Source organism: Methylovorus sp. MP688 (assembly GCF_000183115.1).
GTDB classification, from domain to species: Bacteria; Pseudomonadota; Gammaproteobacteria; order Burkholderiales; family Methylophilaceae; genus Methylovorus; species Methylovorus glucosotrophus.
Map to the genome: position 1 here is coordinate 255,318 of NC_014733.1, position 19,623 is coordinate 274,940.

General features: G+C 55.3%; 21 protein-coding genes. 11 read left to right on the forward strand and 10 right to left on the reverse strand.

Annotation, left to right across the window (positions count from 1 at the left end; all coding sequences use genetic code 11):
- Window positions 1–10 precede the first annotated feature (10 nt).
- The 3 genes from MPQ_RS01195 to MPQ_RS01205 are packed head-to-tail and all read right to left on the reverse strand — an operon-like array spanning window position 11 to window position 3,156.
- Window positions 11–1,342 carry a sigma-54 dependent transcriptional regulator gene (locus MPQ_RS01195; RefSeq protein ID WP_041361924.1) on the reverse strand — a complete coding sequence of 444 codons (1,332 nt, stop codon included), beginning with the start codon at window positions 1,340–1,342 and terminating at the stop codon, window positions 11–13.
- Window positions 1,335–2,924 carry a nitrogen regulation protein NR(II) gene (locus MPQ_RS01200; RefSeq protein ID WP_049821858.1) on the reverse strand — a complete coding sequence of 530 codons (1,590 nt, stop codon included), beginning with the start codon at window positions 2,922–2,924 and terminating at the stop codon, window positions 1,335–1,337. The genes MPQ_RS01195 and MPQ_RS01200 overlap by 8 nt, the downstream gene beginning before the upstream one ends.
- A complete protein-coding gene (locus MPQ_RS01205; protein ID WP_013441059.1) occupies window positions 2,914–3,156 on the reverse strand; it encodes a PP0621 family protein in 243 nt (80 codons plus the stop codon). The genes MPQ_RS01200 and MPQ_RS01205 overlap by 11 nt, the downstream gene beginning before the upstream one ends.
- 198 nt (window positions 3,157–3,354) lie before the next feature.
- On the opposite strand from MPQ_RS01205, the gene MPQ_RS01210 reads away from it, so the two are divergent.
- The 4 genes from MPQ_RS01210 to MPQ_RS01225 are packed head-to-tail and all read left to right on the forward strand — an operon-like array spanning window position 3,355 to window position 5,203.
- Window positions 3,355–3,951: an RNA polymerase sigma factor gene (locus MPQ_RS01210; protein ID WP_013441060.1), complete on the forward strand. Its 597-nt coding sequence runs from the start codon at window positions 3,355–3,357 to the stop codon at window positions 3,949–3,951.
- Window positions 3,948–4,322, forward strand: a complete 375-nt coding sequence (locus MPQ_RS01215) for a DUF3619 family protein (protein ID WP_013441061.1) — start codon at window positions 3,948–3,950, stop codon at window positions 4,320–4,322. The genes MPQ_RS01210 and MPQ_RS01215 overlap by 4 nt, the downstream gene beginning before the upstream one ends.
- Window positions 4,298–4,744, forward strand: coding sequence for a DUF3106 domain-containing protein (locus tag MPQ_RS01220; RefSeq protein WP_013441062.1), 447 nt, complete (start codon window positions 4,298–4,300; stop codon window positions 4,742–4,744). The genes MPQ_RS01215 and MPQ_RS01220 overlap by 25 nt, the downstream gene beginning before the upstream one ends.
- A 33-nt stretch (window positions 4,745–4,777) precedes the next feature.
- A complete protein-coding gene (locus tag MPQ_RS01225) occupies window positions 4,778–5,203 on the forward strand; it encodes an RDD family protein (protein WP_049821859.1) in 426 nt (141 codons plus the stop codon).
- 5 nt (window positions 5,204–5,208) lie between these two features.
- On the opposite strand, the gene lptG is transcribed toward MPQ_RS01225, so the two are convergent.
- Together lptG and lptF are read right to left on the reverse strand one after the other, a co-directional pair.
- Window positions 5,209–6,279 carry an LPS export ABC transporter permease LptG gene (lptG, locus tag MPQ_RS01230; protein ID WP_013441064.1) on the reverse strand — a complete coding sequence of 357 codons (1,071 nt, stop codon included), beginning with the start codon at window positions 6,277–6,279 and terminating at the stop codon, window positions 5,209–5,211.
- Window positions 6,276–7,376, reverse strand: a complete 1,101-nt coding sequence (gene lptF / locus MPQ_RS01235; RefSeq protein WP_015829230.1) for an LPS export ABC transporter permease LptF — start codon at window positions 7,374–7,376, stop codon at window positions 6,276–6,278. Before lptF ends, lptG begins: the two co-directional genes overlap by 4 nt.
- Before the next feature lie 93 nt (window positions 7,377–7,469).
- Between lptF and MPQ_RS01240 the strand changes: the two genes are divergently transcribed.
- The 3 genes from MPQ_RS01240 to MPQ_RS01250 are packed head-to-tail and all read left to right on the forward strand — an operon-like array spanning window position 7,470 to window position 9,795.
- Window positions 7,470–8,975 (forward strand): leucyl aminopeptidase, encoded by a 1,506-nt coding sequence (locus MPQ_RS01240; protein ID WP_013441066.1) that lies wholly within the window; start codon window positions 7,470–7,472, stop codon window positions 8,973–8,975.
- A 5-nt stretch (window positions 8,976–8,980) separates the two neighbouring features.
- Window positions 8,981–9,409 (forward strand): DNA polymerase III subunit chi, encoded by a 429-nt coding sequence (locus tag MPQ_RS01245; RefSeq protein ID WP_013441067.1) that lies wholly within the window; start codon window positions 8,981–8,983, stop codon window positions 9,407–9,409.
- Window positions 9,409–9,795 (forward strand): hypothetical protein, encoded by a 387-nt coding sequence (locus MPQ_RS01250; RefSeq protein WP_013441068.1) that lies wholly within the window; start codon window positions 9,409–9,411, stop codon window positions 9,793–9,795. The genes MPQ_RS01245 and MPQ_RS01250 overlap by 1 nt, the downstream gene beginning before the upstream one ends.
- A gap of 59 nt (window positions 9,796–9,854) precedes the next feature.
- On the opposite strand, the gene gcvH is transcribed toward MPQ_RS01250, so the two are convergent.
- Window positions 9,855–10,238 carry a glycine cleavage system protein GcvH gene (gene gcvH, locus MPQ_RS01255; RefSeq protein WP_013441069.1) on the reverse strand — a complete coding sequence of 128 codons (384 nt, stop codon included), beginning with the start codon at window positions 10,236–10,238 and terminating at the stop codon, window positions 9,855–9,857.
- A 200-nt stretch (window positions 10,239–10,438) separates the two neighbouring features.
- On the opposite strand from gcvH, the gene pbpG reads away from it, so the two are divergent.
- Entirely contained in the window at window positions 10,439–11,431 is a 993-nt protein-coding gene (pbpG, locus tag MPQ_RS01260) for a D-alanyl-D-alanine endopeptidase (RefSeq protein WP_013441071.1), read from the forward strand.
- Between the two features lie 231 nt (window positions 11,432–11,662).
- Here pbpG and topA read toward each other — a convergent pair whose 3' ends face one another.
- The 3 genes from topA to MPQ_RS01275 all read right to left on the reverse strand — a co-directional run bounded on the left by topA (window position 11,663) and on the right by MPQ_RS01275 (window position 16,119).
- On the reverse strand, window positions 11,663–14,239 hold the full coding sequence (gene topA / locus MPQ_RS01265; protein ID WP_013441072.1) for a type I DNA topoisomerase: 2,577 nt from the start codon (window positions 14,237–14,239) through the stop codon (window positions 11,663–11,665).
- Between the two features lie 154 nt (window positions 14,240–14,393).
- Window positions 14,394–15,326 carry a tRNA 2-thiocytidine(32) synthetase TtcA gene (gene ttcA, locus MPQ_RS01270; protein ID WP_013441073.1) on the reverse strand — a complete coding sequence of 311 codons (933 nt, stop codon included), beginning with the start codon at window positions 15,324–15,326 and terminating at the stop codon, window positions 14,394–14,396.
- 40 nt (window positions 15,327–15,366) lie between these two features.
- A complete protein-coding gene (locus tag MPQ_RS01275) occupies window positions 15,367–16,119 on the reverse strand; it encodes a pteridine reductase (RefSeq protein WP_013441074.1) in 753 nt (250 codons plus the stop codon).
- Between the two features lie 48 nt (window positions 16,120–16,167).
- Here MPQ_RS01275 and MPQ_RS01280 point away from each other — a divergent pair, with 48 nt between their 5' ends.
- Window positions 16,168–17,325 carry a class I SAM-dependent methyltransferase gene (locus tag MPQ_RS01280; protein WP_013441075.1) on the forward strand — a complete coding sequence of 386 codons (1,158 nt, stop codon included), beginning with the start codon at window positions 16,168–16,170 and terminating at the stop codon, window positions 17,323–17,325.
- A gap of 73 nt (window positions 17,326–17,398) precedes the next feature.
- On the forward strand, window positions 17,399–18,115 hold the full coding sequence (gene trmB, locus MPQ_RS01285; RefSeq protein ID WP_013441076.1) for a tRNA (guanosine(46)-N7)-methyltransferase TrmB: 717 nt from the start codon (window positions 17,399–17,401) through the stop codon (window positions 18,113–18,115).
- A 4-nt stretch (window positions 18,116–18,119) separates the two neighbouring features.
- On the opposite strand, the gene yihA is transcribed toward trmB, so the two are convergent.
- Window positions 18,120–18,758: a ribosome biogenesis GTP-binding protein YihA/YsxC gene (gene yihA, locus MPQ_RS01290; RefSeq protein ID WP_013441077.1), complete on the reverse strand. Its 639-nt coding sequence runs from the start codon at window positions 18,756–18,758 to the stop codon at window positions 18,120–18,122.
- Between the two features lie 124 nt (window positions 18,759–18,882).
- Here yihA and MPQ_RS01295 point away from each other — a divergent pair, with 124 nt between their 5' ends.
- Window positions 18,883–19,491: a cytochrome c gene (locus tag MPQ_RS01295; RefSeq protein WP_013441078.1), complete on the forward strand. Its 609-nt coding sequence runs from the start codon at window positions 18,883–18,885 to the stop codon at window positions 19,489–19,491.
- Window positions 19,492–19,623: the final 132 nt, after the last annotated feature.

The window sequence follows — 19,623 nt, forward strand, 5'->3', positions numbered from 1 at the left end:
GATGATCAGATTAATCCTCGTCATCATCCCCATCGCTGTCTTTACCCAAACCCAGCTTGGAAAGGCGATAGCGCAGGGTGCGAAAGCTGACGCCGAGCAACTTGGCGGCAGCCGTCTTGTTATGGCCAGTTCTTTCCAGCGCGTTCAGAATCGCCTGCTTTTCTATGCTTTCCAGATAGTCTGGCAGGGGCAGGCCATTAGCTTCAATTTCCAGCGCAACCCGCTTGCTTTCTGTTTGCAGGCGCAGGTCAGTGGGCTGCAGGCTGCGCCCATCATGCAAGGTGAGTGCACGTTCCAGTATGGTTTCCAGCTCCCGAACATTGCCGGGGTAATAGTGCTGTAACAGCATTTGCTGGGTTTCGCGTGCGATCAGCGGAACATCTATTTTCTGGCTCTGGCACAGGCGTTTGAGCAGGTATTGGCTGATAGCGGCAATATCTTCGGGAATGTCGCGCAGGGCGGGCAGGTCCAGCGCGATCACGTTGAGCCGGTAATAGAGGTCCTGGCGAAACTGCCCACGCTCCATCATGGCGGTCAGATTACGCTGGGAAGCACTGATGATGCGGACATCGATGGTTTCTTCCTTGCGCTGCCCGGGGATGGAAATCGATTTGTCCTGAATGGCGCGCAGCAGGCGCACCTGGCTGGCCAGCGGCAGGGCGGCAATCTCCTTGAAGAAAAGCGTGCCACCGGAGGCTTTCTGCAGTGCGCCAGGTTCATCTTCGTCACCAAAGATTTCTTTTTCCAGCTGCTGCTCGGGGATGGCGCTGCAGTCCAGGGTAATGAATGCGCCGCTCTGGCGCGAGCTGGACTGATGGATCAGACGCGCAACCAGCGATTTTCCGGTTCCGGCCTCGCCGCTGATGAAGACGGGCGCCTGATTGCGGGAAAGCTTGGTGATGGTGGCGCGTATCTGTTGCAGCGCCGTCGACTCCCCCACCAGACTGGGGCCGCTGACATTGCCGGCAGCATTTGGCAGGTTGAGCGCGGATTGCACCAGGGGTCGCAATTGTTGCAGCGAAATGGGTTTGGTAATGTAATCAAAGGCGCCTGCCTTGAGGGCGGAGACCGCATTATCGGCGCTGCCGTAAGCGGTAATCACCGCGACTGGCAACCCGGCATGGTGCTGATTGATATAGCGCACCAGGTCCAGCCCATTGCCGTCGGGCAGCCGCATATCGGTCAGGCACAGGGCGTAGGATTTTTGCCGCAGCATGAATTTGGCATCGTCCAGGTTGGCTGCACTATCGGCTTTGAGGCCCATGCGTGTCAGTGTCATGACGATCAGTTCGCGGATGTCGTGTTCATCATCCACGACGAGGCAGTTGAGTGGGTTAGCCATTTTTTATAGTCATCGTAAAGAGGCTGCCTTGCGGAGTGGAGCTGCATTCCAGCCGCGTATTGTTGGCCTGACACAATTCGCGGGCGATATACAGGCCCAGACCGGTTCCGGTTGCCTCGGTAGTGTAAAAGGGTTCAAACAAGTGTGGCATCACATCAGGCGCAATGCCTGGCCCATCGTCCCGAATGGCGATGCGTATCGCGCGCGAACGCGACGAACGGCGAATTCCCATGTGCAGGCTTCCCTCCTGCTTTCGCCCGTGGCGCCATCCATTACGACAGATGTTCCACAATATCTGGTTGAGGTGCCTGTGGTCAAACATCACGACGTGGGCGCCGGGCTGGATATCCAGCACAAAGCCGCTAGGCGGGATGTTCTCAACCTGACAGAACTGTTCATGAAACGCCTGCACAAAACTGTCCAGCGCCACCGGCTGCTGCTGCGTGCGGTCGCGCCGGTTCAACTCCAGTACATCGGTGACAATGTGATCCAGCCTTTCCACATTATCGGCCACGATGCGCAATAACTTTTGCGAGCCGGGATCAGTAATGTCTTCCTGCAGCAGCTGATTGGCGTGGCTGATCGAACTCAGGGGGTTGCGGATTTCATGGGCGATGTTGGCGGTCAGTTTGCCCAGGGCGGCCAGTTTGATCTGATGTGCCTGGGTCTGGATCTGGCTCCAGTCCTCAATAAAGATGACAGCGCCCTGGTCACGTGCATGGTTGAGCGGCATGAAACGCAGGCGGAGGTCATGATGCGCACTCTGCAGTTTGAACACCGACTCCTGCCCGGTGTGATCATGTATCCAGTCCTGCATCAAGGCGGCAACCTCCGGCAAGGCATGCAGAGTGGTCGGTGCAGATGCCTCCGCGTCCAATCCCAGCAGGGTCAGGGCTTGCTGGTTATGGTGGCGTAATTGCATCGTATGGTCGACGACCAATACCCCATCGTGCATTTCCTCAATGATCAGCGCATTGATCTGCGCCATGCTTGCCAGGTCGACGCCTCGTTCCGATGCCAGTTTTTCACTTTCGCGGGCACGCTTGGCCAGGCTGTGCGCCAGCCAGGCCGTTGCATAACAGCTGAGGCTCAGCATGACGGCATGCGAATAATCGACGATGCTTTCCTGCCAGTGCAGCAACTGATAGGTTTGCTCAAGCAAGAGCGCGATGGTGGCGAGCGAGGCATAAAACAGGGCCAGCCGTCCCCGGCTGATCAGGCTGGCGGCGGCAATCGCCACTACCAGCAGCAGCCCCAGGCCATTGCGTATGCCGCCCGAGGCAAACATCAGCATGATGATGAAGCCGATATCCATCACCACCAGCGTGGTGAGCTGGGTTGAGAAGCCGGGTTTCTTCAGGCCGGTGAATACAATCGCCACCAGGCTGACGCCGAGATAGCCCAACGCGATCTGAAAATACAGGGCCTTATTGAAGTTTTCCCAGAAGGGGAGGTCATCCAGAAACTGGAACGACAAGACAAAGATGAGGGCAATGACCAGCCGGTAAAGATTGAACAATCCCATCGGCCGCCAGAAGGCGCGCTTCTCGATGATGGGCGACGCTTCCGGGCTACTGCTCATGATTGCGCGTTTGATCGGGACTGTGCAGCTGGGCATGCGCCAGGCTGCAGTAATCCGTTTGCGCCATGCGCACACTTTCACTCTGTGGCAGATGCACGCCGCAGTGCGCGCATTTCACCATTTTTTCTTCGCCAGAAGGCCGCGTATCGCGGGTATCCAGGTTTTTTGCGTAGCGCTTGAGTATGCTGTAAACCAGCCATGCAGCCACGACGAGCAGTAATAGTTTTGCCATTGCGAATTTGCTACCTGATTGAGTGACTAATATCTTAATTGATTTTTACAATTCGACGGCAAGGATCGAAACTCAACTGTTATACTGCATTGGCCAAGAGCGACCGTGAATGCGGCCCAGGCCCATTCGAGCGCTGTTTTATATCTCAAGACCATGCCCGTCTGTACCCACTACATTATGTCTGCAACCGCATAGAAAATGGCAACAGCTCAGGAACTTTCAACCTTTCTAGCCGAGGTCGAACGGCGCGCCTATCGGCAAACGGCTTATGCCGTGCGTGACGAGCACGCTGCACTCGACATCGTGCAAGATGCCATGCTCAAGCTTTCTGAAAAGTATGGCGCGCGGCCAGTGGAAGAATTTCCCATGCTGTTTCAGCGCATACTGCAGAACACCATGCGCGATTTCTGGCGCCGTCAGAAAGTGCGTAATCTCTGGACCTCTTTGCTTTCCTCCTTTGGCGGCCACGCGGCAGATGACGACGATGAGCATGACCCCCTGGAGACCATGGAAACCGGGCAGCGCAGCGAGGATGAGCCCGAGGCGCAGCTTGAGCGCAGTCAAACGATTGCTATAATTGAACGCGCGATAGAAAAACTGCCGGCACGTCAACGGGAAGCTTTCCTGATGCGTTACTGGGAGGATATGGATGTCGCCGAAACTGCCGCCGCGATGGGATGCTCAGAGGGAAGCGTCAAGACCCATTGCTCCAGAGCAGTGCATGCGCTTGCAGCAACACTACAACACTATGGATTTAATCAACAGGGACTCAAGAAACCTGGAGCCGGATCATGAACCAGCAAGAATCTACCGTCAAACTCGTCGTCCAAGCCCTGGACGCCAGTGTCGAAGACCTGGATGAAGACGTCATTCGCCGTCTGGCCGCTGCCCGCGAGCGCGCCGTGTCGGCCATGCAGCCGCAATGGCAGGCGGCGGGCCACAATGGTGTATTTCACAACCTGGGCAATTATGTCGTGCATCATCGCCTGATGACATCGGCGGCATTGCTGCTGGGAGCGCTGGTGCTCGGTTTTATCGTCACGCAGCATGTGATCGGCCAACATCAGCTGGAGCAGGGCGATGCATTTCTGCTGGGGTCTGAGTTGCCGCCTGAAGCATATCTGGATAAAGGGTTTGATACATGGCTGCAACAAAACGCGCGCTAGGCTTGCTGCTGCTGGTCCTGCTGAGTGGGCAGGCATGGGCAGAAGATAGCAAGAGCGTGATGTTGAAGTGGTCGCAACTCACGGAAGATCAACGCAAGGTATTGAATCCGCTTTCCAAGGAGTGGGATACCCTGCGCCCCTGGCAACGCGAGAAAATGCTGGATATTGCCCGTGATTACCCCAAGATGAATGCACAGCAACAGGCGCGTGTTCAACAGCGCCTGAACGACTGGAGCCGCATGACGCCCTTTGAGCGCGAGAATGCGCGCAAGAAATACCAGCAGTTCCAGTCCTTGCCGCCCGAAAAGCAGGAAGAATTGCGCAAGAAATGGCGCGAATACCAGAGCCTGCCTGAAGCTCAGCGTGAAGGCTTGCGCCGCGATCAGCCCGATCTTTACGACGCTAACGAACTTGATAACTAGCTCGCGCCAAATCTGGCCGGGCCCACTTTGCTCATGACGCTACCTGATTCCCCCCGCTGGCCACGCCGCCTTGCCGCTATGCTTTATGAGGCCTTGCTGCTGGTGGCCATCCTGTTTTTTGCTACCTTTCTGTTTGTCATCCTGCTGGGCAGCGCAACCGAGCCGCCGGCGCGCTATATTCTGCAGGGGTATTTGTGGCTGGTGGCGGGGGGCTATCTGGTGTGGTCGTGGCGGCATGGCGGACAGACGCTGGCGATGCAGACCTGGCGCATTCGCGTCACCAATCGCGAGGGTGGGGCATTGGACTGGCGGCAGGCTTGCTTGCGCTATGTCATCGCCAGTGTGTTTTTCGGGGTGGGGTTTTTATGGGCCTTGTTTGATCGGGAAGGCCTGTATCTGCATGACCGCCTGACCGGGTGCCGTTTGCAACTGGAACCCCCCAAGCGGCCTGCTAAGTAGATCCGCTAACGGCGCTCCGCCATGAACAGCATGGTCAGGCCAGCCAGCAGGAAGAGCAATGTCGGTACCACCGCACTCATGAGCGGCGACCAGTCGTTGAGCAGCCCCAGGTGAACAAACACCCGGTTCAATACCTGATACACAATCCCCAGCATGATCCCGGCAAAAATCTTGGCACTGGCGCCTCCCGAGCGCTGTTGCAAAAAGCCGAATGGCAGTGCCAGTACGACCATGACCAGCGAAGCCAGCGGATACACCATTTTTGACCAGAGGGCGATCTCATGCCGCGAGGTTTTCTGCTTGTTGGCGCTCAAGTGGTGGATATAGAAATACAGGTTCCAGGCGGACATTTTTTCCGGCACCACCAGCAGTACATTCAGCAGCTCCGGGCGGATCAACGATTGCCATTGCGCCTGCGGGAAAAACTCGGATTTGACCGTTTTATCCAGAAAATGTGTTTGCTGCACATCCTTCAGATGCCAGTTTTCTCCATCAAAGCGACCGGTTTTGGCATCGCTGATCGTACGCAGATGGAAGGAGTCATCAAACTCATAAATGTGAATATTCATGAGTCCTGAATCTGGCATCACTTCTTCCACATTGACGAAGCTGCGACCATCTTTCACCCACAGACCAGAGCGAAAATCCTGGGCCACGACCGAATCGGTTGCCTGAATACGCAGCCGCTGTGCGGTTTTTTCACTATATGGTGTGACAAATTCGCCGACAAAGAAGGTGATGACAGCGAAAATCAGGCCGACTTTCAGCAGCGAGCGGGCAATGGTCGCAATCGAGATGCCACTGACACGCAGGATGATCAGTTCAGAGTGTCGCGATAGCTGGCCCAGCGCATACATGGTGCCTACCAGCACGGCGACGGGCACCACCTCATAAACGTGGCCTGGGGCGCTCAGCAGCACAAACACTAGCACCTTGTTCAAGCCATAGGTGCCTTTGCCTATGCTTTCCAGTTCCTGGATCAGGTCAAAAAACGAGAACATGGCGAGCAAGGCCACCATGATCAGCATGATGCTGGAAACGATTTCCTGCGTCAGGTAACGGTTAAGCAGTTTCATGACTTGAACCAGCTTAATTTCCAGAATGCCGGTATCAGTGGACGTTGCAGCAGACGGCGATAAAACATCCAGATAGTCAGCAGCAGGAAGAACACATGCACCGGCCACAGCCCGACAACGGGATTCAGTTTGCCTTGCGTGAGCCAGGCCTGCACGATGCTGAGCATGTTGTTGTAAATGATGTAGATCAGCAATGCCAGCATCATGTTGGCGGAGCGGCCGGAGCGGTTATCCACAAAACTCAGGGGAATGGCCAGCAAGACCAGCAGGAATGCGGAGATCGGGATGGCGAGACGCCATTGCAGTTCGGCATTGTTGGCGGGGTTATGGTTCTTCAACAATTCCACGCTGCCGAGGGCGGCGGTGCCGGGCGGCTCTTCTTTCACTTCGTTGGGTTCAATGCGGATGGAATAACGCTCAAACTCGGTGGTGGAAAATTCCGCCGTATTCGGTTTGCCTTCGTAGCGGCGGCCATGTTCCATCACCAGAAAGTTATCGCCATTGTCAGCCACGGTGCGATGCCCCTGGCTAGCGACGACTACGCCCAGGCGCTGATGCTGCACTGATTGTACGAAAATGTTTTTGACGACATTCCCCAGCTCGTCAAAGCTCTCAACAAAGAATACACGATCGGCGTTGCGCGATTCCTTGAAGACGCCTGGGCTGATGGAAGCGAGCTCGTCGCGGCTTTTGAGCTGATCGCGGAATTCCGAACCTTTATTGGTGGCCCATGGCGTGACGAACAGGCTCAGCACCGCAATCACGGCTACTACCGGGATGGCGAATGTCAGCACAGGGCGTATCCAGCCAGCCAGGCCCATGCCTGAGCTGAACCACACTACCATTTCACTATCGCGGTGCCAGCGGGTCAGTGTCAGCAACACCGCCAGGAATATGGTGAGGGAAAGAATCATGGGCAGGAACTTCAGCATGCTGAAGCCCAACAAAGTATTGATGGCATCGCTTGCCAGGCTGCCTTTGGCGGCCACGCCAATATAGTAGGCAACGCGTTGCGCAATCACGATGCCAAACAGCACCAGGAAAGCGCCAATGGCGGTGCCCACAAGCTCTTGCAGCAGGGATCGTTTGAAGAGCATAGGCTTAATTAAATGGTCTTGTGATCAAGGATTTTGAGTTACAGCGAAAACGCAGGATAATCAAAAGAAGCTTAATAAAAAGGATAACTTGGAATGGAATTTAGCATAAAAACCGGCAATCCGGAAAAGCAACGTAGTGATTGCATCGTCGTGGGTGTATTTGATACGCGCAAACTGAGTGAGGCCGCAGTGGCGCTGGATCGTGCTGCCGAAGGTTATCTGACCACGGTACTGGCGCGCGGCGATCTCGACGGTAAGCTGGGTTCCTCCCTGATGTTGCATAGCGTGCCGGGTATCGCCAGTGATCGCGTATTGCTGGTTGGCCTGGGCAAGGCTACTGAATTCAAGGAACGCGAATATCGCCAGGCAGTGCGTGCTTCTTTCAAGGCGCTGAGTGGGACCAGCGTCAAGGCCGCCAGTACTTACCTTGCTGATCTGCCGGTGAAGAAACAGGATGCAGCATGGAAGGCAGCTCAGATCGCCGAGATCGGGCAAGACGTGGATTATCGGTTTGACGTCATGAAGGGCAAGGCCGCGCAGGAAGAAAAGGCAAAATCCGCCAAGCGTGTTGCCAAGGTCGCCGTGGCTTTTATCGAAAAATCGGAAGGTAAGCTGGCCGAGAGCGGTCTCAAGCAAGGCCTGGCATTGGCCGCAGGTGTGAGCCTGACCAAGGATCTGGGCAACCTGCCGCCCAATGTATGTACGCCAACTTACCTGGCCGATCAAGCCAAAGCCATGGGCAAGCAATATGGCTTGCAGGTGGAAGTGCTGGATCGCGACCAGATCGCCAAGCTGGGCATGGGTTCTTTCCTCGGTGTGGCGCAAGGCAGTGCGCAGCCACCTAAATTGATCGTGCTGCAGCACAAAAAGGGCAAGAAGAGCCAGAAACCAGTGGTACTGGTCGGCAAGGGCATCACGTTTGATACCGGCGGTATTTCGATCAAGCCTGGCGCTGAAATGGATGAAATGAAGTACGACATGTGTGGTGCCGCCAGTGTGTTGGGTACGTTCAAGGCGATTGCAGAAATGGATTTGCCGCTCAATGTCGTGGGCGTGATCCCGACCTGCGAAAATATGCCGGACGGCACCGCCATCAAGCCCGGTGATGTATTGACCAGCATGTCTGGCCAGACCATTGAGGTATTGAATACCGATGCCGAAGGCCGCCTGATTCTGTGTGATGCGCTGACCTATGCTGAACGCTTTGAGCCAGCTGCCGTGGTCGATATCGCCACGCTGACCGGTGCTTGCGTGATCGCGCTGGGTCACCATGCCAGTGGCTTGTTCAGCAACAATGACAAGCTGGCACAAGAGCTGCTGGCAGCTGGTGAAACGGCGCATGACCGTGCCTGGCACATGCCGCTGTGGGAAGATTACCAGCCACAGCTGGACAGCAACTTTGCCGATATGGCGAATATCGGTGGCCGTGCAGGCGGCAGCATTACCGCTGCCTGCTTCCTGTCGCGTTTCACCAAAAAGTACGAGTGGGCGCACCTGGATATCGCCGGTACGGCCTGGAAGTCTGGCAAGGACAAAGGCGGCACAGGTCGCCCCGTGCCATTGCTGACCGAGTTTCTGGTGAAACGCGCTGCCAAGTAATCCGCATGACCCGTATTGAATTTTTCTTTAACGTAGGCAACAAGCTCGACAAGGTGGCCGAGCTTAGCCAGCGTGCGGTGTCCAAAGGGCGCCGCATGATGGTGTTCGGCCCCGACGAAGCGGTGCTTTCCGAACTGGAGCGCGTGTTATGGAGCGGATCGGCCCTGAGTTTTGTGCCGCATTGCCGGGCCCAGCATCCGCTGGCGCCGGAAACCCCTATCGTGCTGGACTTTAAGGGTGAGCCACTGATACACGACGATGTGCTGATCAACCTGCAGCATCAGCACCCGCCGTTTTTCAGCCGGTTTCGCCGATTGATCGAGATTGTGGGCCAGGATGAGGCCGATAAGGCACAAGCACGCGTCAGGTATCGCTTTTATCGTGACCGTGGCTATGAAATTAGAACCTTTGATGAAAATGGAGCGGCATTGTGATGGAACCGGTTAATCGCCCAGGGGATGATCTGGCGGCTGTGCTTGGTCGTATCAGCTTGTTGACACAGCAGGCTGGAGTGCCGGCTGTGGATCCGGTGGAGACGGCCGATATTCCCATGCTGACAGATGTCTACGTGGGTTCCACCGTGCAAATGAAACCGGAGAGTATGCAGCAACAGGCATTGTCCATCCCGGGTGCCAGCACCACTGCATCGTATGAAGCTGTGCTGGACGACATGCTGCCGCTGATACGGTCCACGATCAACAAAGTGCTTACGGAAAGCCTGGATCAACTGATCCCGGGTTTGCAAAACAAGCTCACGCAAGAATTGGCAGAGCAGGTGAGGCTGAAACTCATCAGCCTCGCTGTCAATAAATCTGAATAGAAACGGCCCCATTTGGGGCCGTTTTCTTGTCCACATGGCGAAAGCAAGCGCCGCAGTCCTTACTGCCCCAGCTGTGCCTCGTAGCCAGCGGCATCCAGTAATTTCTCCACATCGGCTGCGTTATGGGCCTTGAACTGGAATATCCAGGCTTCATAAGGTTTGTCATTGATGAGTTCAGGAGTGCCTTGCAGATCGGCATTGATAGCAGTCACGACGCCATCCAGCGGTGCATGCAGGTCTGAGCCAGTCTTGACGGACTCAACCAGCCCGCATGCCTGGCCTGCTTTAAGCTCAGTCCCGGGCTGGGGTGCCTCGACATAGACAATATCGCCCAGCAGATCCTGCGCATAATCCGTGATGCCTGCATTAAAAATCCCGGCTTGCTCCGTAGGGGAGACCCAGAGATGTTCGGCAGAATAATGCAGATTGTCCTTAATTTTCATGAGATCGCGCCGTTAGATGAGATATGGCTTATTTTCGCATAAGCTGACCGGCTCTGGCAGGTCCGCCGTGCGGATTTTTGCAACGCTGGAAAAACTTGCCATACAGCTAAACCAGCGCGTAAAGAATCTTCGCTATCTTGATGACAAATTGTGATTATTTGGATAATATCCAGCTAATCGTTTTAGAAGGACAGGCCGCAATGTTACGAAATTTTCTTATTATGGTGACGGCGTTCACCCTGTCCATGCCTCCCCTCGTGGTTGAAGCCGCTACGACACAAAAGTCTACCAAGCGTGTCGCAGCCAAGGCCAAGCCAGCCAAAACCAACGTCAGCAGTCGCAAAATCATTCGCACCATTCGTGCTGATCGCAAATACCAGGTCCAGAAAGCCGCATACCACCCCGGTGTTTTCCAGGAAGATCATCCTTCCAACCTGCAACTCGCGTCTTCCAAGGCGCTGATTGTCAATCAGGAGACGGGTGAAGTGCTGTATGCCAAGAGTGTGGACCAGGCGACGCCCATTGCATCCGTTACCAAACTGATGACAGCGATGGTAATGCTGGATGCGCATCTGCCGATGGATGAGCTGCTGACCATCAACGAGGCCGATGTGGATACCCTGAAAGGTACCAGCTCGCGTTTGCGTCTGGGAACCACGCTGACGCGCGCCGAAATGCTGCATCTGGCGCTGATGTCATCCGAAAATCGTGCAGCATCGGCCCTGGGCCGCAACTACCCTGGTGGCTTGACTGCCTTTATTCGCGCTATGAATGCAAAGGCGTCCATGCTGGGCATGGCGCATAGCCAGTTTGTTGATCCAACCGGTCTGAACAGTGCGAACATCTCGACGGCGGAAGACTTGGTTAAGATGGTACGCGCAGCATATCAATACCCTGAAATTCGCCAGGTCAGCACTTCTGCCTCTCAGGAAGTCCCGGTATATGGCTTGCGCAACCCGATCAACTTTGTAAATACCAATGTGCTGGTTCGTAACAGTGATTGGGTGATTGGCCTTTCCAAGACCGGCTTTATCAACGAGGCAGGCCGTTGCCTGGTGATGCAGGCGGAAATTGCTGGCCAGCCCATGATCATCGTCCTGCTGGATTCCTATGGCAAGTACTCACGCATTGGTGATGCCCAACGTATTCGTAAATGGATAGAGAGCAGCAACGTCTCTCGCCATATGAGCTAGTGTTTATAAGAGCGGCGTAAAGCCGCTGTGTAGTGCCGGCTAACCCCATCGAAAGATGGGGTTTTTTATTGGTAAAAGCTGCTGGACGGCTAAAAATTAGTAGGGGTATTAGCGCATTGAGGGGGAGGGGGGTGAAGCAGTGCAACGTGCCCCTTTTCAAAGGCAGAGGTTGATATGTGAGATGGCAGCTACCTCCGCCAATGCTTGCGGGGAGTAGCTGCTGATTCGGCCTTAGCTTTCTGTCACAGCCGTTTTTTTGGCACGCGTGGTCGGTTTCTTGGTGGCCGTGGTTTTTTTGGTCGCCGTTTTTGCCGCTGGTTTTTTAGCAGCGGTGGTTTTTTTCTTGGCAGCTGGTTTCTTGGCCGGGGCTTCCTTGGCGGCTTTGGCTGCCAGCAGTGCCAGAGCCTCTTCCATGGTCAGCTCTTCCGGTGCCTCGCTGCTGGGCAGGGTGGCGCGCAATTTGCCATGCTGCACATAGGGGCCATAGCGGCCTGCATAAACCTCGATATTGCCGTCTTCCGTCGGGTGCTTGCCGAGGTCCTTGAGTGGCGCCGGGCCGGATTTGGCTTGGGCCAGCAGTTCGACCGCGCGCGGCAGATCGATATCGAACACGCTGTCCGAGCGTGGAATGGACTTGAACTTGCCATCGTGATTGACGTACGGCCCAAAGCGGCCGATGTTGGCCACAATCTTCTTGCCGGTTTCTGGGTGTTGACCCAGATCGCGCGGCAAGGCGATCAGCTTCATGGCGACTTCCAGGTCCACATTCGCCAGCGGAATTTCTTTGGGGATGCTGACGCGCTTGGGTTTCTTTTTGCTGCCTTCTTCTGGCAGCCCCAGTTGCAGATAAGGGCCGTAAGGGCCGTTCAGCAGCAGGATATCCTTGTCGCTTGCCGGATCGTGGCCCATGACCACAGGCTCGCTGCTGGCGGCGGCGTTGCTGCCGGTATTGCGGATGTAGTCACATTCCGGATAGCCGGAGCAGCCGATAAACTTGCCGAAACGGCCAAGACGGGAGTGCAATGGCTTGCCGCACTTGGGGCAGGCCTCGCCAATATCTTCCTGCGTGATTTCCGCGCGGTCGATATTGGCTTTTTCCAACAACTGCTTGTTAAAGCCTTGCCAGAAATCATCCAGCACGGGGACCCATTCGCGTTCGCCTTCGGCGATATCATCCAGCTCGTTTTCGAGGTTGGCGGTAAAGCCGTAATCCACATAGCGAGTGAAATGCTCGGTCAGGAACTTATTGACGACGCGGCCCACGTCGGTTGGTGTAAAGCGTTTCTTGTCCAGCAGCACGTACTCTCTATCCTGCAGGGTGGAGATAATGCTGGCGTAGGTGGAGGGGCGGCCAATGCCATATTCTTCCAGCACCTTCACCAGGCTGGCTTCAGAGTAGCGTGGCGGAGGTTCAGTGAAATGCTGGTCGCCGAAAATCTTGTTCACGTCCAGCACTTCGCCAGTTTCCAGGTGCGGCAGCTTGGCTTCGGCTTCTTCCTCGGCATCGTCCTGACCTTCCATGTATACGGCAATAAAGCCGGGGAAAATCATGGTTTGGCCGGTGGCACGGAACAGGTTGGCATCCGAACCCACTGCCAGATCGACGCTGACGGCATCAAACTTGGCAGGTGCCATCTGACAGGCGAGGGCGCGCTTCCAGATCATTTCATAAAGGCGGAACTGCTCTGGCGTCAGGTAGTTTTTCAGGCTTTGCGGTGTGCGCGTGATATCGGTTGGACGTATCGCTTCGTGCGCTTCCTGGGCGTTCTTGGCCTTGGTTTTGTACATGATGGGCGACTTCGGCAGGTAGTCGGGCTCGAAGTTGCGCTTGATGTAGTCACGAATCTGCATGACGGCCTCGGCGGCCATGCTGAAGCTGTCCGTACGCATGTAGGTGATCAGACCCACGGTGCCGTTACCAACATCAATACCTTCATACAGCTGCTGCGCAATGCGCATGGCGCGGCTGGTGGTGAACCCCAGTTTGCGCACGGCTTCCTGTTGCAGGGTGGACGTCGTAAAAGGCGCCGCCGGACTACGGTTTTTCTGTTTCTTCTCTACACGGCTGACCGTGGTTTTGCCCGCGCTGGCGAGCAACAGCTTGCCTACGATTTCGGCCTGCTGCGTTTCATTGGTCACCGTAAACTGTTCGACCTTGCTGCCATCCAGCTGCACCAGGCGTGCGTCAAACAGATGCTGGTGTTTCTTGGATTCCAGATGGATGGTCCAGTATTCCTGGCTCTTGAACGCCTCAATCTCAAGCTCGCGCTCGACAATCAGGCGCAAGGCCGGACTCTGTACGCGGCCAGCAGAGAGGCCACGGCGAATTTTTTTCCACAGCAGGGGCGACAGATTGAAGCCCACCAGATAATCCAGTGCGCGGCGTGCCTGTTGTGCATTGACCAGCGGCATGGAGATGTCGCGCGGGCTGGCAATCGCATTCTGCACGGCGGTTTTGGTAATTTCATGAAAGACCACGCGCTTGATCAGTTTGTCCTTGATCAGCTTTTTGTCTTTCAGGATTTCGGCAATATGCCAGGAAATGGCTTCACCTTCGCGGTCCGGGTCGGTTGCGAGGTAGATGGCATCAGAAGCCCGTACAGCTTTGGCGATGGCATCGACATGCTTGGAGTTGCGGTCGATGACTTCGTATTTCATGGCGTAGTCATTTTCCGGATCCACCGCGCCGTTCTTGGGAATCAGGTCACGCACGTGCCCATAAGAGGCAAGGACCTCAAAGTCGCTACCCAGATATTTTTTCAGGGTTTTGGCTTTTGATGGTGATTCAACAATCAGCAGTTTGGACATTGACGTGGGCGCAGACGATGGCAAGAGTGGCAGATAATAAGAGTAAATCCGTGACTAGACAAGGAAAGTCGCGTGTCAAGGGCTTGTCTCGCCACTATTTTGCAACTTTTATCTAGCCGTCGGCAAGTGCGCAAAATGGCGGGTTTACCCCTGATCAAGCTTCGATGTCGGCACTCAATCGATTTTCCGGACGGCGAAACTCAATGCGGGTACCTTCCTGGCTAGCCATGGCAAGCGCGGGCTGCTCTTCCTTGGCGATGTCGCCAAACAAGGGGTCCTCATCCTCCAGCGATGCGCTGGTCAGGCCTTTGAAGTCGTATAGATCAGTATCGGCCAGGTGTGAAGGCTCAACATTGGTAATGGCGCGGAAAATATTATTGATGCGGCCGGGCTGTTCGCGTTCCCACGCGTTCAGCATGTCCTTGATTTTTTGGCGTTGCAGATTTTCCTGGGAGCCACACAGGTCGCAAGGAATAATCGGGAATTCCATGCCCCTGGCGTAGGCGGCAATGTCTTTTTCAGCACAATAGGCCAGCGGGCGGATCACCATGAATTCGCCGCGATTGGTACTGAGCTTGGGCGGCATGGCTTTGAGCTTGGAGCCGAAAAACATATTGAGAAACAGGGTCTGCACAATATCGTCGCGATGATGGCCCAGGGCAATTTTATTGGCGCCCAGGGCTTTTGCCGTGCTGTAAATAATGCCGCGACGCAGGCGCGAGCACAGTGAGCAGGTGGTTTTGCCTTCGGGGATTTTTTCCTTGACGATGGAATAGGTGTCGGCTTCGACGATGCGGTATTCCACGCCCAGCTTTTCCAGATAGGCTGGCAGGACTTCTTCCGGGAAGTTGGGCTGCTTCTGGTCCAGATTCATGGCGATCAGCTTGAAATCCACCGGTGCGCGTTCCTGCAGGGCCAGCAACAGCATCAGCATGGCATGCGAATCCTTGCCGCCGCTCATGCAGACCAGCACGGTGTCGCCGTCTTCAATCATGTTGTAATCACCAATGGCTTTGCCAGTGGCACTGATCAGGCTGTTGCGCAACTTCAGGAAGTTGGCGGAGACGTTGTCGGGATAATGTTTCATGCCGCTATTATAAAGTATGCATCCGGATTTGATGCATGGCTCACAAGTTAAGCGAGCGACCACCATCAATGGCCATCACGTGCCCGGTGACAAAAGGTGCATCCTGAATCAGGAAGCGAACGGCCTTGGCCACATCGTCCCCCTCGCCTATGCGCTTCAGCAGGGTTTGCGAAATAACGCGTTGTCGATACACCTCGTCAAATTGCGGGTTGTCTTCCGGCCATAGCACGGGGCCGGGCGCCACGGCGTTAACGCGGACTTCTGGTCCCAGCTCATGCGCGAGCGATTTTGTCAGGGTGACCAGCCCCGCTTTGGCCACGCTGTAGACGATGTAGCCTTTCTTCGGCCGTTCTACATGCATGTCGGTAATGTTGATTATGCAGCCGCTATTTTTGCGCAGCTCGGGCGCTGCCGCTTGCGACAGGAACAACGGTGCTTTGAGGTTGGAGCCGACAAGGTCTGTCCAGGCGTCTTCGCTGATCTGGCCGAGCTCGGTGGCGTAATAGCTGGAGGCATTGTTGATCAGCACGTCCAGTTTGCCGAACTGCTTGATCGTTTCCTGAATCAGGCTCGGCAGTACCGCGATATTCAACAGATCCGCCTGGATAATGGCGACTGAATTTGGCCGTTGCAGGTTGAGTTCGGATTGCAGGGCGCGGGCTTCGCTCGCCGAGCTGCGGTAATGGATCATCAGCTTTGCCCCGCCAGCATGCAGCAGGCGGCAGATGGAGGCGCCTACGCGCTTGGCTCCCCCGGTAATCAGTACTACTTTGTCATTAAGATTTGAATTCACGCCAGTTTCCGAAATAGTGCCCAGTGCTGTTTATAATGCCGAGCTATCATGATCAATTCATTACCAAAACCAGATGCCGACGCGGCTGCCCACAGTCAGCAATTGAAGCTGCATATTGGCAGGCATATTGCAGAGGCGGGCGGCTGGCTGGACTTTGCACAATACATGGATTTGGTGCTGTATGCACCAAGCCTTGGGTATTACAGTGCCGGGGCCAAAAAGTTCGGTCCGGCAGGAGATTTTGTTACGGCTCCCGAGCTTTCTCCACTATTCGCCCGCACCCTTGCCATGCAGGCTGCCGACATACTGTCTGCAACTGCTGGGGATGTGCTTGAGCTGGGTGCCGGCAGTGGCCGGTTGGCGGCCGATTTGCTGCTTGAGCTGGATCGCCTGCAGCAGCTGCCATCACAATACCGCATTCTGGAGATAAGCGCTTACTTGCGGCAGGTGCAGAAGGATTACTTGCAGAAAGTTTTGCCCCCGCATTTGATGCAACGCGTGGAATGGCTGGATAGCCTGCCCGAGGCGTTTTCCGGCCTGGTGCTGGGGAATGAAGTGCTGGATGCCTTGCCCGTGCATATTGTCCATCAGCAGGCCGATGGACTGTTGCAACGGGGCGTTGGGCTTGCGCCAGATGCTGAATTGCAGTGGGTTGATCAGCCAGCTGATGCGCTCATTCAGGCCGCATTCCGCGAGACTCGATTGCCTGAGTCTTACACCACCGAAATCTGTATGGCAGCTGGCGGCCTGATAGCCAGCCTTGCCAGCATGTTGCAACGAGGTGTCGTGCTGCTGATTGATTACGGGTTTCCTCGCCATGAGTATTACCACCCACAACGCCAGCAAGGCACGCTGATGTGCCACTATCGCCACCATGCGCATACGGATCCGTTTTTATACCCAGGCTTGCAGGATATTACGGCGCACGTGGATTTCACCCGGATTGCCGAATCTGCCATGCAGCAGGGGCTGGCTGTCATGGGCTATGCCAGTCAGGCGCAATTCCTCATCAATTGCGGCATTACGGAGTGTCTTGTCGAGGTGTCCCCGCATGATGTCGCTGCATATGCACCGCTTGCTTCGTCTGCCCAGAAACTGCTATCCCCGGCGGAGATGGGCGAGCTATTCAAGGTGATCGCTGTCGGGCGTGGTATTGATGAGCCTTTGCGCGGCTTTGGCCGCGGCGACAAACGACATACCCTGTAATCCAAATTCCCGCTGGGGCGCCATGCCCCCTCCGTTATAATGACGGTTTAACGTAATTTGCATTGTGACCAGTATGGAACATAAAGAGCATGAGCTGCCCGCGGGTGAGCAGGACAATCCCAAGCATCGCCCCATTCGCAGCTTCGTATTACGGCAGGGGCGACTGACCGAAGGGCAGCGCAAGGCATTGGAGCAGTGGCTGCCAGTTTATGGCGTCGCGTATCAGCCGGAACCCATCGTGCTTGATCAGGTATTTGGCCGGGCGGAGAGTCCAAAAATTCTCGAGATCGGTTTTGGCATGGGGGATAGCACCGCAAAAATCGCCCAAGTACAACCCGAGCGCGATTTTATTGGCGTGGAAGTGCATACTCCTGGCGTCGGCAGCCTGCTCAAGCTGGTAGGCGAAATGCATCTGGAGAATATCCGGGTGATTCAGCATGACGCCGTCGAGGTGTTGCAGCACATGATCCCGGATGCGAGCCTGGATGGCGTGCATATTTTCTTCCCGGATCCCTGGCATAAAAAGCGCCATCACAAGCGCCGCTTGATTCAGGCGGCTTTTGTACAGCTGCTGTGCAGCAAGCTTAAACCCGGCGCTTATCTGCATGTGGCGACAGATTGGCAGGAATATGCCGAGTGGGTGCTGGAAGTGTTGCAGGGGGAGCCGCAATTGCGCAATACGGCGGATACGTATGCCGAGAAGCCGGATTACCGACCCTTAACCAAGTTTGAAAACCGTGGCATCAAGCTGGGCCACGGCGTATGGGATATTATCTTTACCCGAAAATAGGGCCTTACTCCGCAGGGCTCTCGGAGGGTTCTTCTGTGGTGTGATCCTGTGGTGGAAACAGCCATTTGCCGATGACGGCTTCGGCTTCTTCCACGCCTTGCTTTTTCAGGCTGGAAAACAGCTGTACCGAGCAGTTGCCCCATGTGGTATTCAATTCTTTGCGCACGGCATTCAGGGTCAGCATGGCGGCACTTCTGGACAGCTTGTCCGACTTGGTCAGCAGCACATGAATCGGTTTGCCGCTGGGACCAAACCAGTCCAGCATTTGCCGGTCCAGCGGGGTTAATGGGTGGCGGCTATCCATTACCAACACCAGTCCGTATAAGGATGAGCGGTGGCTCAGGTAATTGGAAAGCGTCATTTGCCAGTGCTTGCGCATGCTCTCCGGGACTTTTGCATAGCCGTATCCGGGCAAGTCCACCAGAAAACGATCTCCGCCCAGACTAAAGAAGTTGATCAGCTGCGTGCGGCCTGGCTGCTTACTGACAAAAGCCAGACGATTATGATTCGCCATGGTGTTGAGCGCGCTTGACTTCCCTGCATTTGAGCGGCCGGCAAAAGCGACCTCGATGCCGAATGGCGGAGGCAAGTCGCTCAGATGATGAGCAGAGATATGGAATGTGGCGTTTTGAAACAATGGCATAGATAGAGGCTTATTCAAGGACAGCAAGGGGCAAAAATGCTACCACGATAACGTAAATTTGGATAAAATGCGTGGCTAATGTTTAACCATATTTAAATCAGTAGTATTGTTTGAGGAGCTGGATATGAATTTCCGTCACATTGCGGTGCTTGCCCTGGGCTCAATGACCGCCATTTCTGCCTTTGCCGCAGGGGATGCCAGCAAGGGCGCTGCAACAGCGACCACCGTCTGTGCGGCCTGTCACGGTGCGGATGGCAATAGCATGGTGCCTATGTACCCCAAGCTGGCAGGTCAGCATCCGGAATACATTACCAAGCAACTCACCAACTTCAAGGCTGGCGATCGCAAGAACCCGATCATGGCTGGCATGGTGGCCAATCTGACCCCTGAAGACATGAGCAACCTGGGTGCATACTTCGGTTCGCAAACGCCTAAACAAGGCACGGCCAAGAGCAATGGTGCTGGTTCTGTTGGCGAAAAAATCTTCAAGGGTGGTATTCCTGGCGTAGGTGTTCCTGCCTGTGCTTCCTGTCACGGTCCTGCTGGCGCTGGCATTCCTGTGCAGTTCCCACGTCTGGCTGGTCAGCATGCGGATTACACCGTGACCCAGCTGAAGGCATTCCGTGCTGGCGAACGTGCCAATGATGCTGCCAAGATGATGCGTATGGTGGCCGCCAAGCTGAGTGATAGCGATATGGCAGCGGTTGCTGACTATATTCAGGGTCTGCACTAAGCTAGTCCCATCGGGGCTGGTCCAATAGCTGTTTTAAAAAGTTAAGGGTGGCTGCAAGCCACCCTTAACTTTTTTGGCAACTCCTGCCAGTCTTGTTTGTCCTAAACGAACTCTTTCAGATTGATTACGCCT

What these genes read in the sequence shown, in the direction of transcription:
- MPQ_RS01195 (WP_041361924.1), bottom strand. Translation starts at nt 1,342, where the DNA reads ATGGCTAACCCACTCAACTGCCTCGTCGTGGATGATGAACACGACATC.
- MPQ_RS01200 (WP_049821858.1), bottom strand. Translation starts at nt 2,924, where the DNA reads ATGAGCAGTAGCCCGGAAGCGTCGCCCATCATCGAGAAGCGCGCCTTC.
- MPQ_RS01205 (WP_013441059.1), bottom strand. Translation starts at nt 3,156, where the DNA reads ATGGCAAAACTATTACTGCTCGTCGTGGCTGCATGGCTGGTTTACAGC.
- MPQ_RS01210 (WP_013441060.1), top strand. Translation starts at nt 3,355, where the DNA reads ATGGCAACAGCTCAGGAACTTTCAACCTTTCTAGCCGAGGTCGAACGG.
- MPQ_RS01215 (WP_013441061.1), top strand. Translation starts at nt 3,948, where the DNA reads ATGAACCAGCAAGAATCTACCGTCAAACTCGTCGTCCAAGCCCTGGAC.
- MPQ_RS01220 (WP_013441062.1), top strand. Translation starts at nt 4,298, where the DNA reads ATGGCTGCAACAAAACGCGCGCTAGGCTTGCTGCTGCTGGTCCTGCTG.
- MPQ_RS01225 (WP_049821859.1), top strand. Translation starts at nt 4,778, where the DNA reads ATGACGCTACCTGATTCCCCCCGCTGGCCACGCCGCCTTGCCGCTATG.
- lptG (WP_013441064.1), bottom strand. Translation starts at nt 6,279, where the DNA reads ATGAAACTGCTTAACCGTTACCTGACGCAGGAAATCGTTTCCAGCATC.
- lptF (WP_015829230.1), bottom strand. Translation starts at nt 7,376, where the DNA reads ATGCTCTTCAAACGATCCCTGCTGCAAGAGCTTGTGGGCACCGCCATT.
- MPQ_RS01240 (WP_013441066.1), top strand. Translation starts at nt 7,470, where the DNA reads ATGGAATTTAGCATAAAAACCGGCAATCCGGAAAAGCAACGTAGTGAT.
- MPQ_RS01245 (WP_013441067.1), top strand. Translation starts at nt 8,981, where the DNA reads ATGACCCGTATTGAATTTTTCTTTAACGTAGGCAACAAGCTCGACAAG.
- MPQ_RS01250 (WP_013441068.1), top strand. Translation starts at nt 9,409, where the DNA reads ATGGAACCGGTTAATCGCCCAGGGGATGATCTGGCGGCTGTGCTTGGT.
- gcvH (WP_013441069.1), bottom strand. Translation starts at nt 10,238, where the DNA reads ATGAAAATTAAGGACAATCTGCATTATTCTGCCGAACATCTCTGGGTC.
- pbpG (WP_013441071.1), top strand. Translation starts at nt 10,439, where the DNA reads ATGTTACGAAATTTTCTTATTATGGTGACGGCGTTCACCCTGTCCATG.
- topA (WP_013441072.1), bottom strand. Translation starts at nt 14,239, where the DNA reads ATGTCCAAACTGCTGATTGTTGAATCACCATCAAAAGCCAAAACCCTG.
- ttcA (WP_013441073.1), bottom strand. Translation starts at nt 15,326, where the DNA reads ATGAAACATTATCCCGACAACGTCTCCGCCAACTTCCTGAAGTTGCGC.
- MPQ_RS01280 (WP_013441075.1), top strand. Translation starts at nt 16,168, where the DNA reads ATGATCAATTCATTACCAAAACCAGATGCCGACGCGGCTGCCCACAGT.
- trmB (WP_013441076.1), top strand. Translation starts at nt 17,399, where the DNA reads ATGGAACATAAAGAGCATGAGCTGCCCGCGGGTGAGCAGGACAATCCC.
- yihA (WP_013441077.1), bottom strand. Translation starts at nt 18,758, where the DNA reads ATGCCATTGTTTCAAAACGCCACATTCCATATCTCTGCTCATCATCTG.
- MPQ_RS01295 (WP_013441078.1), top strand. Translation starts at nt 18,883, where the DNA reads ATGAATTTCCGTCACATTGCGGTGCTTGCCCTGGGCTCAATGACCGCC.